At 50.6% G+C, this 2,188-nt stretch carries 3 protein-coding genes; 1 reads left to right on the forward strand and 2 read right to left on the reverse strand.

The window, feature by feature from the left end:
• Positions 1–205: hypothetical protein (locus tag HOK28_20945; GenBank protein ID MBT6435575.1), on the forward strand; the 205-nt coding region annotated here is incomplete at its 5' end.
• An 8-nt stretch (positions 206–213) separates the two neighbouring features.
• Here the strand turns inward: HOK28_20945 and HOK28_20950 are convergent.
• Both HOK28_20950 and HOK28_20955 read right to left on the reverse strand, forming a co-directional pair.
• Positions 214–1,368: a LysM peptidoglycan-binding domain-containing protein gene (locus HOK28_20950; GenBank protein MBT6435576.1), complete on the reverse strand. Its 1,155-nt coding sequence runs from the start codon at positions 1,366–1,368 to the stop codon at positions 214–216.
• Positions 1,365–2,156, reverse strand: a complete 792-nt coding sequence (locus tag HOK28_20955; GenBank protein ID MBT6435577.1) for a tetratricopeptide repeat protein — start codon at positions 2,154–2,156, stop codon at positions 1,365–1,367. The genes HOK28_20950 and HOK28_20955 overlap by 4 nt, the downstream gene beginning before the upstream one ends.
• Positions 2,157–2,188: the final 32 nt, after the last annotated feature.

The following is a 2,188-nucleotide window of genomic DNA, read 5'->3' on the forward strand; positions in this document are numbered from 1 at the left end:
CTTCACGATTACTCACTGTTATTTTCCAAAGATGTGTACAACGGCCGGTGTGCCGGAACTGGGCCCGATTTTTTGCAAAGGTGACGCTGTTTATTTTGGGACAGAACAAGAAGGCGTAAGTTTAAATCGCCCACATACCATCGCACTGGGATCTCAAGACTGCTTATTTGAAATGAAGTTGGTTCAGATTAAAACCAAGACTTAATGTGCTCTCTAAGGCATCGTACGTACTGCATCACCCGGACTGATCTCTTGATTGGCATTCACAACCAGGCAGGTTGATGCTTTGTCTTTCGCATCCACTACCATGAGCGTACCAATATCGAGCCTGGCAACCTCTTCCGGTGCCCCAGCGAACTGAACCGGGAAGCGGTAGACTTTAAAACGCTGGCCTTTGGTGACACCATCCACACTACCACGGTCGATGAAAACATAATTCCCTTGAGCTACAAAAGCTTCATGGTCGTTTTGCACAGCTAAAATAACACCATCAACAACTTTGTCGGCTCGCGTAGGATAAACCGTTACCAGCGGTGACTGCAGCAAAGGCGCAACCAATTGACCGCGTTCCATTTCAGCAACGGCTCTAAGAACCCGCGCTGTCCCCACGCCCTCGCGGTAATTCACCACCTGAAACATGCCAGTGATTTGAGTCATGTAGCCAAAGAAATCTCCCGACTTCGGGTGATTAACTTCTTTAATCGTTCTGTAAGAAACGTAGCGGGTTCCCGGCTTGGGCACGACGCCATCGGCAAACTTGACGTAAACCGTATCGCCGGATGCCAGGAGCAGTCTATCGGGCGCGGCATTCACCAACCTCCCCTGTTCTTCGAGCTGCTTTTTCGTCAAAAAGATATTCAAAAACGCGCGCTGTGGTTGGTTCTCTGGTGGAACTCTTCTCTGCGTTGACCCAGCAATCACTTCAATGGGTGGAGATTTTTGCGTCAGAAAGTCATCATAAGCTAAGACTTCTTCTTCTTCTTGTTCACCAACCGTTTCGGTATCTTCCTCATCCTCACCCGATTTTTGAACACCTGTCAGTGCCTCCGCCATGATGTCCATGCTTGGTAGGTCTTCAGTAGGAACTTCAAACCGAATAATATCCCCTGGATAAATCCAATGCGGATTCGTAATTTCCGGGTTCATAGACCAAACGCGGGGCCACAGTTCAGGGCGCCCAAGCACCGCTTCGCAAATGTCCCAAAGCGTGTCACCGTCTTCAACCAAGTGTTGGTTCTTATTGGGCTGGAAATCATCAGACACCGTCTCTTCGTCTACAGACTGCGCGTAAACGCTCACTGCGCCAATCAGGCCCACGGTTGCCAGAGCGGTTACAACCAGTACGACAGAAAGATGTTTCATATTCATGATCCCCCACCTTGAATCGAGCCTAAGTGTGCACGCGCTAATTCTGCTTCCGCACTTTGCGGATAACGAGAGAGCAACACTGAAAATGTGGTGCGCGCGTCATCAACTCGCTTCATGTTTTTGTAGCTCAAGCCTGTCTTGAGTAAGGCTCCTGCTGCTTTCGTATGCTTTGGATAATCGGTAAAAACTCGCTCATAGTGCACAATAGCTACCTGAGGCCGGCTCGATTCGTAGTGACATTCACCCAGCCAATAGTGCGCGCTCGGCGCGTGATTGGACTGCGGATATTGGCCCAATAATTTTTCGAGTAGAATTCCAGCCTTATCAAGCTCTCCAGCACCGTGATGCTCAAGCGCTCGGATAAACAATCTGCGCTCCGGCGATTGGACAACCTGTGCAGGTCTCGTATGTACAGGCGGCGGCGCCACCGCAACCACAGCCAATGGCGGCTCTTCGGGAGTGCCCCTCAGAGTCAGTACAATTGGCTCCTCATCATCTACAGAGTCGCCGGTCTCTTCCGCATTATCGGTGCGCTCTGGTGTGAGCCGCACGACCTGAAGTTCAGGCTGCATCGTATGGGCGCTGGAATCGAAACCTATCCGGGCTTGTTTCATGACAATCATTTTGTCTGTTAACGCTTCAATGCGCTGGTCCTGGCTCACCATCTGGCCTTGGAGAGTCTCAACAACTTTCGTAAGGCGTTTGAGTTCGAGATCTCGCGCGTTCGGGCCACAGGCCGAAAGCGTTATCATCAGTGTGCAGGCAGCGATGCCAGTAAGGACTTTCACGTTACAATCCAACGGTTGAGTACCGATAACGA

Source organism: Deltaproteobacteria bacterium (genome assembly GCA_018668695.1).
GTDB lineage: Bacteria > Myxococcota > XYA12-FULL-58-9 > XYA12-FULL-58-9 > JABJBS01 > JABJBS01.

Coding starts and splice junctions, on each gene's coding strand:
- HOK28_20950 (MBT6435576.1), bottom strand. CDS start 1,368: ATGAATATGAAACATCTTTCTGTCGTACTGGTTGTAACCGCTCTGGCA.